Source organism: Bradyrhizobium niftali, assembly GCF_004571025.1.
GTDB lineage: Bacteria > Pseudomonadota > Alphaproteobacteria > Rhizobiales > Xanthobacteraceae > Bradyrhizobium > Bradyrhizobium niftali.
Window position 1 is genome coordinate 1 of the sequence record NZ_SPQT01000078.1, and the last position, 7133, is coordinate 7133.

Annotated in this window: 6 protein-coding genes; 5 read left to right on the forward strand and 1 reads right to left on the reverse strand. The window is 57.9% G+C overall.

Annotated features, from left to right (window positions below):
- On the forward strand, window positions 1-274 hold a 274-nt coding region (locus tag E4K65_RS45920), incomplete at its 5' end, for a hypothetical protein (protein ID WP_235886045.1).
- A gap of 137 nt (window positions 275-411) precedes the next feature.
- Here the strand turns inward: E4K65_RS45920 and E4K65_RS48350 are convergent.
- Entirely contained in the window at window positions 412-594 is a 183-nt protein-coding gene (locus E4K65_RS48350) for a hypothetical protein (protein ID WP_209312163.1), read from the reverse strand.
- A gap of 322 nt (window positions 595-916) precedes the next feature.
- Between E4K65_RS48350 and E4K65_RS45930 the strand changes: the two genes are divergently transcribed.
- The 4 genes from E4K65_RS45930 (at window position 917) to E4K65_RS45945 (ending at window position 6512) form a co-directional block, all read left to right on the forward strand.
- On the forward strand, window positions 917-1942 hold the full coding sequence (locus E4K65_RS45930) for an NAD(P)-dependent oxidoreductase (RefSeq protein ID WP_135179671.1): 1026 nt from the start codon (window positions 917-919) through the stop codon (window positions 1940-1942).
- Between the two features lie 416 nt (window positions 1943-2358).
- Window positions 2359-3606, forward strand: coding sequence for an ABC transporter substrate-binding protein (locus tag E4K65_RS45935; protein WP_135179672.1), 1248 nt, complete (start codon window positions 2359-2361; stop codon window positions 3604-3606).
- 101 nt (window positions 3607-3707) lie between these two features.
- Window positions 3708-5357: an ABC transporter permease subunit gene (locus E4K65_RS45940; RefSeq protein WP_167771694.1), complete on the forward strand. Its 1650-nt coding sequence runs from the start codon at window positions 3708-3710 to the stop codon at window positions 5355-5357.
- Between the two features lie 81 nt (window positions 5358-5438).
- Window positions 5439-6512, forward strand: a complete 1074-nt coding sequence (locus E4K65_RS45945; protein ID WP_235886060.1) for an ABC transporter ATP-binding protein — start codon at window positions 5439-5441, stop codon at window positions 6510-6512.
- Window positions 6513-7133 lie beyond the last annotated feature (621 nt).

A 7133-nucleotide genomic window follows, 5' to 3' on the forward strand; every position in this document is an offset into this window, starting at 1 on the left:
CACTGACTTCCTCGATCTTGTCGAAGAGGCGCATCTCAGCTTCAGGGGCAAGTCCGATGGCGAAATCGCCTTTGGGGCCCTGAAGGGCTTCCTGGACGTGCGTTACGGCACCCGCGACGGTTCGGCGTGCGCGGAGTTCTCGTGGGAAAGGCACGACGAAAATGACCCCGCCTGCGGTCGCGGATGGGTTATGATCGGCACTGCCGGCAGGCTCGTCGGCCACTTCTATATCCACAATGGCGACGATTCAGCCTTCGTTTGCGAACGCGGCTGAGTTCTTCAACAGCCTGCTAGACCTGCAGCGCTCGCGTCCGTCAAACAAAGCGGCCCTCAACGGAGGGACACGCCGAAGCTCAACTCGCCGCAGAAGTATTGGTAGTAGCATTCTTGATCCAGCGGGCGCACGGCACCTCATGGTTGTGCATGTCTTTCAGGATGAACAGGCCGCGACAAGCCATGTCGGCAGTGCGGGTTGACTCGGACCGGTTTGGCCAGCGGACCAAGGCGGTCATCCAGAAACTTCCAGTCGATCAGCGTCGCCATCCGCGCCAGCGCGTGGCCCATGTCGATGATTTGATCCAGCGCAGGAAGCAATAAATCCTTCTGGCGATCATCCCGCGGTTTGGCCCAAGAACCCGCTATCCTGCAAAATCGTTGAGCAAGACAACTTCAGCTATTGCTCAGGCCGATCAGCATTCTTCACGGGACAACACCATAAAATTAGTGGAGCGGCAGCGAGCAGGAGCCCCGCCGAAAGCCGTCGCACTCACAGGTTCCAAGCGTCAAGTCCCTAGTTCCTGCACAATTTCGGCGAGATATGTGGATCAATTGCCGGTTCATGGCCGCTCGTGCGTGGCACAGTTGCTACCTGTTTGCGGTGTTAGCAGCGTCACCGTCCATCCGGAGGTTCAAAGTCATGAAAGTTCTATGTTTGTGGTATGCGAACGAGCAAGAGATTGATCTTATCAAGCGAGGGCTTCCGCCTGGGACTCAAGTTGTGGCGCCGAAGGGTGATTATCTTTCTCGATTCGACTGTGCCTACGCAGACGTCGCAAAGCTTGCCGTGGACGCCGACGCTATGATTGGGCTTAGCGTTCCAGAAGGCCTCCTGGAGATTTCAGAGAAGCTTAAAATATTCTGCTGGATGCACTCGGGCGTCGATGATTTGCGGCAGTTTGGTGCATTGAATCATTTCAAGCAGCGCGGCATCAAATTGGCAAACATTCGTGGATCAAACGGTAACGCCGTTGCCGAGCATGCCATGATGTTTGTACTCGCGCTCGCGAAGAAGACATTGCAAAAGCATCAAGCTTCTCTAGAGCGGGATCGTTTGCTGCCTCTTTACGGCGATGAATATCGGTCTACCATGTTGGATGGCAGGACTATGGCCATCATCGGTTTAGGCAATATTGGAGGCCGAATTGCGAAGCATGCCAAAGGTTTCGACATGCGGGTACTCGGAATTCGCAGAAATAAGGACAAGCCTGCGGCGTACGTCGACTCTATGCATGGAATGGATGAGTTGCATTCGGTTCTCGGGCAGTCCGACTTCGTCGTGCTCGCTGCCCCAAGCACCCGGGAGACCTATCAATTCTTCGGTAAGGCAGAACTTGAGGCGATGAAAAGATCCGCATACCTAGTTTGCATTTCGCGGGGAATGTTGGTTCAGGAAAAGCCTCTTTATGAGGCGCTGACAAGTGGACGGCTACGCGGTTACGCTGCGGATGTATGGGGGCAATACCCCTATGGCCGCTTCTTCCCAGTGCACTGGGGCTCCCGTCTGCAGATTCATCGGCTCCCGAATGTGCTCGGGTCCTATGACCAAGCGGCCAACGCGGACGACGTTCTCCAGCGAAATATCGAATGGGGAACGCAAAGCCTCGCCGATTTCGCGAATGGACGGCCAATCACTCGGGAAGTCAGCCTGGATCTAGGCTACTGAGTGGTCCGGCCGACCTCATCAACGAGGCGCGTCCCTGCCTTAACGTCGTACGTGGCGGTCCTGTCGTTTTCCGCCACGTCAATGTATTGGTAACCGGCGAGCCAAACCCAGTACGTCGCGGTTGATCCTTGTGAAAGCACAGGTCCGATGACTTGGCGCGACGCGTTTATCTTAGGCTGCCGCTCTCTTAGACGAGGCCGCCGAGAGACGGCGAGCCAGCACGCGTGATGTCCGCGACTATGATCGACTGTTTCGACGGCGCGAGGCTTAATCCTTCCATGATGAATTATCGCGCAAAAATTGCGCTGTAACGAGATAAGATGCAGGATACGAGATAAAGTACGTCCGATTTTGCTGCAAACATCGACGCGTTCTGTCGAATAATTTTTCGTGTTTTCAAAGTAAGGGGGAAATACATGGCGAGGAAGCGGCTGATCGAAGAAGGTGTACGGAGTCAACCTCGGGTCCGTGGGGCTGCTAAAGAGGATTCCTCGCTCGACGACGTGCGAGTCATAAAGCATACCATGGACGATCCAATGAATGGTCGACTTCGACGGTCCGGTTTTAGCCGCCGAACACTCCTGCAGGCCGCCGCCGCGGCAATGACCGTCCCCGTGATTGCACGGGCAACCAACGCTTTTGCGCAGGACAAGCTCGCCGGAAGCGGCGAAGTAGTAGTGTTTTCAAACGGCGGATCGTTTACGCAGGGCTTACGAAAATACGTTTTCGAACCTTTCACAAAGACTACCGGAATCACCGTCGTCGACGTGACGGCCGACTTTGCGGAGCCCCAGGTCAAGGCAATGAACCAGGTCGGACGGGTCGATTGGGACACTGCTCTCATACAGGGGGCCCTTTATCCGGCCATGCATGAAGCTGGCATGTTTGAGCCGATTGACTACAGCCTGTGGGACGCCGAATCGCTTGAGGGCACGCCGCAAGTGCTCCGCCTCAAGTACGCGGTTCCTGTGTTCGGCTCGGCCCAGCTGCTGGCTTATGACGAGCGCGTCTTCGGAAAGAATGGCCCGACGAGCTGGAGCGACTTCTGGAACGTCAAAGCTTTCCCAGGTCCGCGCGGCCTTTACGCTCCCGTCCCCAAGCACAACCTCGAATTCGCCCTGTTGGCTGACGGCATGTCGAAATCAGACCTTTGGCCGCTGAGCGACGACAAGGTCGACAGGGCGCTGAAGAAGCTCGATGAGATCAAGCCGTACGTGTCTAAATGGTGGACGGCAGGTGGTGAGCCGCCCCAGCTACTCATTAACCGGGAAGTCGTAATGTCAAGTTGTCCCGATGGCCGCGCGATCGTGGCGATCCGCCAGGGGGCGCCTATTCGCATGGTGTGGGACGGCGCGCACGTGAACTACACCTATTGGACGGTGCTCAAGGGCGGCCCGAACAACAAAAACGCGCAAAGGTTGATCGCGTATGTGAATCGGGCGGCGATCGCTGCCGGCTTCACGCAGGGCACCGGCTACCCCGGCCCGAATGTAAATCAGCTCCGGTATTTGCCGTCTGATCTGGCTCCGCTGCTAAGCATCTATCCTGAGAACGCCTCGAAGGTGGTGCACGAGGATTCTGCTTGGCTTGGCGCCAAGCGCCCCGATGGAAAGACCAATCTTGATCGCATCCAGGAGCGTTGGCTGCAATGGCGGGCACAGTAATCTTTCCAACAAGTAAGGTGGCGTCCGAGTCTACGCGGTCGCAGTCGGCCCGGCCCACGGCGTGGGCCTGGCTCCTGCTGCCAGGAAGCGTCTTCCTCACAGTGCTCTTTATCGTACCGCTTGGTGGGCTTCTCTTGCTTTCGCTTGGGGTGCCCGACTGGACGCTGGCGAATTTCGTGCGCATCGGCGACAATCCGGCCTATTTGGCCGTGCTGCGCACGACGCTAGAAATCAGCCTTTCGGTGACTGCGCTCGCCTTCGTCCTTAGCTACCCAATCGCCTATGCGCTTACGACGGGCGGCAGGATGATGCGCGCCTTCTTACTTACCGCGGTTGTCCTGCCATATTTCACCAGCGTACTTGCGCGGACCTTCGCCTGGACCATTCTTCTCGGGCGAGGCGGCGTCGTCAACGACATCCTGCTGCGATTCGGCTTGATCTCGCAGCCGGTTTCGCTGCTCTACAACCGGTTCGGCGTAATCATCGGTATGACTCACATCATCATGCCGCTCATGATCCTACCCATGTACACGGTGATGTCCAGCATCGACCAAAAGCTGCTGCGTGCCGCGAGGGCCAACGGGGCGAGCCCGCTCGTCGCCTTCCTCACGATATTCCTGCCGCTTAGCCTGCCGGGCGTTATCGCCGGGGTGCTGCTGGCCTTTATTTATTGTCTGGGCTCCTACATCACGCCGGCACTGCTCGGCGGCGTGTCTGATCTTACCATCACGATGGAGATCAGCTCCCAGGTGGTGGAGCAGCTCAATTGGAACTTCGCCGCCGCACTCTCGATCGTCCTTTTGGCAGCTGTCCTCGTCATATTGTGGGTCGGCTCGCGCTTCTTCCCGATCGAGCAGCTCTTGGGAGTTTCCGATGGCAAGGCCGGGTCGGAAACTGCTGCCCGGCACCAAATTGGTACCCAATGGCTGATGCGCGTCGGCTCCGCGGCAAACGCACTCGACCGCTGGCTGCCCTCGCTGGGAGGTCGAGGTGTCCCGATCTTGGCGAGCTCTCTGGCGGTACTTCTCCTGTTGCCGGTAGTGATCGTCGCGTATTTGTCGTTCAGCGCTTCGTCCTACTTCGTGTTCCCGGCGCCCGGCTACTCGTTGCACAACTACCAAGCTTATTTTGGCGACGCGCTGTGGGTACGCGCAACCTTCGCCAGTATCCGCGTCGCCCTCATGGCGGCCGCCATGGCGACCGTGCTCGGGGGGATGCTTGCCTTCGGCTTGTCGCGCGGCCGCATCCGCGGTCGCGGAGCCATGATCGCCCTCGTGCTCTCACCGATCATCTTGCCGACCGTCGTAGTAGCGGTCGCGACCTATTTCGTGCTGGCGCGGGTAGGGCTTCAGGGAACCGAATTCGGACTGGCGCTTGGTCACACGGTCCACGCTATCCCCTTCGTGGTGGTGATCGTGATTGCCAATCTGCGCGACCTCAACCCGACATATGAGCGCGCGGCCCGCAGCCTCGGCGCCGGGCCCCTAGCCACTTTCCGCACGATCATCGCCCCGTTGGTAATGCCGAGCCTCATCGTCGCCGCCTTCTTCGCCTTTCTGACTTCGTTCGACGACGTCGTCTACGTGCTATTCTTGGGGATCGGAAAGCTCACTACCTTGCCGATGCGCATGTGGGAAGGGATCAAGCAGGACATCAGCCCGACCATCTCGGCGGTGGCCACACTGCAGATGATGTTTGCGGCCATCGTCATCGTACTCAGCGTCTTGCTGGGCCGCCGAAAAACTACCTGACAGCCCGACATGGCACACAAGTCAAGAGAACGCCAACTGCTCAAATTACCCTAGGGAGCCGAAATGTTGATGAGAACAAAGTTGAGCAGCACTGCTGTGAAGAGCGGAGGAATTGCGCTGCACAACCTACAAAAGCGCTATGGTGGTGTAACGGCCGTTGACGATGTCAGTCTTTCCATATCGCCCGGCGAGTTCATTTCTTTGCTGGGGCCCAGTGGATCGGGAAAGACAACGACGCTGATGATGCTCGCTGGATTCGAGATGCCGGACAGCGGTCAGGTGCTGTTGGACGACAAGGACATCACGCGCCTGCCTTCGCACCGCCGGGAACTCGGCATGATTTTCCAGAATTACGCCCTCTTCCCGCACATGACGGTAGCCGAGAACGTGAGCTATCCGCTTCAGATGCGGCGTATGGCGAAGGTGGAGATCGAAGCCCGCGTGCGTCGCACCCTCGATCAGGTGCACCTTGGTGGTTTTGCCTCACGCTACCCACATCAGCTGTCCGGCGGTCAGCAGCAGAGAGTAGCGATAGCCAGAGCACTGGTTTTCGAGCCACCGGTTCTGCTTCTCGACGAACCCCTCGGGGCGCTGGACAAGAAATTGCGCCAGCATCTCAGGAATGAGATCAAGACTCTACACAAGCAAGTAGGTAAGACGATGATCTACGTCACGCACGATCAAGAGGAGGCTCTCGCCATGTCTGATCGCGTTGCGGTGATGCACGAGGGCCGGATACGACAAGTCTCTGCGCCGCAAGACATCTATCGCAGACCTGCCGATCTGTTTGTGGCCAGTTTCGTCGGCGAGGTGAATCTCATCCCCGTCAAGCTCAGGTCGGGTGTCGTTCACGGTCCTGCTGGCGAGCAATTGCCTTCCGCGCAGCGACCTGACGTGGACAGGGACGCGACGCTTTGCGTACGACCAGAACATTTGCGTCTCGAGATAACGGGTGCCGGGAGCTCAGGTGGAATTCAGGGGCGCATCGTCGACATGACATTCGTTGGCGATTCGACGATCTTGGAATTCTGCGGCGATGCCGGATTGCAGCTAACGTCGAAGGTGCTCAACGTATCGGCTGAAGCAAAGCTCGGCATCGGCGATGCGTGCGTCGCCTCGTGGGCAGCAAACGATGCAAGCATCCTGACAGAGTAGCTCGTCGGCAAGAATCAAGATCATCATTGAGTCACTAAACCAGCGCCCACGAGAAGATGCGTAACGCGCTCCAAGCGCAGCGATCGGTACGTGACGGATAGCGATAATCGGAACGGTTGACGGGTTTTGTGTGTTCCAGCTGAATGGGAGAATAAATGCGAATAGTGCCCAGAATGTCAGAATGTCGGGCTAGGAACGTGCAGCACCGTGCGATCGAGCCATGTGCTTCGTATGGCTTGTCTGCCGGCCCAAGGCGCCAGATCCGAGGAGCCCACCGGCCACATGTGAGTGCCCGATTTGCCGCGCCTGCGGGAGGCGGAAAGCGTTCTTCAGAGGTCGGCACACAAGGGCACGCGTTTTGTGAGATAGATGCAGGAATCCAGCCGCGTATTCCTGCTTCTTGCGGAAATTCAGCTTCAGACAACGCTATTCTCGGCCTATGACATCAAACACCCAAGGCTCCCTCGGAATTCTAAATCTCGAAAGGGGTCCAGCGCCTGCCGCGCCGAGGCTCGGCTCGATTCTGAACCCCACTACTTTCGATTTCCCGGTCATCTCGGAAACAGTCGCGGGGGCGTGGGCAGAAAACGTCATCCGCGGCGAGCCAGCGCTTGAGAGCGC